This is a genomic window from Thermus thermamylovorans, assembly GCF_004307015.1.
In the GTDB taxonomy this organism is placed as follows: domain Bacteria; phylum Deinococcota; class Deinococci; order Deinococcales; family Thermaceae; genus Thermus; species Thermus thermamylovorans.
Genome location: NZ_SIJL01000044.1, coordinates 1 through 1,083, shown reverse-complemented (window position 1 = coordinate 1,083; position 1,083 = coordinate 1). Strand labels below are relative to the sequence as shown.

2 protein-coding genes are annotated in these 1,083 nt (G+C 70.4%); both read left to right on the top strand.

Annotated features, from left to right (window positions below; all coding sequences use genetic code 11):
* The coding region (locus tag ETP66_RS11810; RefSeq protein ID WP_130842776.1) for an ABC transporter ATP-binding protein at nt 1-650 on the top strand (650 nt) is incomplete at its 5' end.
* On the top strand, nt 647-1,083 hold a 437-nt coding region (locus ETP66_RS11805; protein WP_130842775.1), incomplete at its 3' end, for an ATP-binding cassette domain-containing protein. The genes ETP66_RS11810 and ETP66_RS11805, both read left to right, overlap by 4 nt.

Sequence of the window (1,083 nt, the reverse complement as noted above, 5' to 3'; positions counted from 1 at the left end):
ACGGGGCGGGGAAGACCACGCTCTTCAACCTGATCACCGGCACCCTGGTGCCCGATGGAGGGAGGGTGTTCCTCTTCGGGCGGGAGATCACCGGCCTCCCGCCTCACCGGGTGCACCTCCTGGGCCTGGGCCGTACCTTCCAGCACCCCCACCTCTTCCCGGAACTCACCGTGCTGGAAAACGCCGCCTTGGGCACCTTTGCCCGGACCCGGGCAGGGTTTGCCCAGGTGCTTTTGGGCCTGCACCAGGGAGAGGAGGAAAGGGCGCTGGCCACGGCCTATGAGGCCCTCAAGCGGGTGGGCCTGGAGTCTTTGGCCCTGGAGCGGGCCGAGCGCCTGGCCGTGGGGCAGCAGCGCCTTTTGGAGATCGCCCGCCTCCTGGCCTCGGGGGTGGAGGTCCTCCTTCTGGACGAGCCGGCGGCAGGCCTGAGGGCCAAGGAAAAACGGGAGCTCGCCGCGCTGCTGCGCTCCTTGGTCCGGGAGGGCTATACCGTGCTCATCGTGGACCACGACATGGACCTGATCATGGGCCTGGCGGACCGGGTGGTGGTGATGAACTACGGGGAAAAGATCGCCGAGGGCCTTCCTCGGGAGGTCCAGCGGAACCCCCTGGTGCGGGCCGCCTACCTGGGAGAGGAGGAAGCGGCATGAGCCTCTTGCGGGTGGAAGGCCTCACCGTGCGCTACGGCCCCCTGGAAGCGGTCCGGGGGGTGGGCTTCGCCCTGGACCAGGGGCAGGCCCTCACCCTTATCGGCCCCAACGGGGCGGGAAAGACCTCGGTCCTGCGGGGGCTCCTGGGCCTGGCCCGCGCCGAAGGGAGGGTGGTCCTCGAGGGGGAGGAGCTGAGGGTCCGTAGCCCGGAGGCCCTGCTGGAGCGGGGCTTGGTCCTGGTGCCCGAGGGCCGGGCCCTCTTCCCGGGCCTGCCCGTGGAGGACAACCTCCTCCTGGGAGGCTTCCTGCGCTACCGCCGTCGGGAAAGCCTTCGCCCCGATTTGGAGCGGGTCTACGCCCTTTTCCCCAGGCTCAAGGAGCGGCGGCGGCAGCCCGCAGGCACCCTCTCGGGGGGGGAGCAGCAGATGCTGGC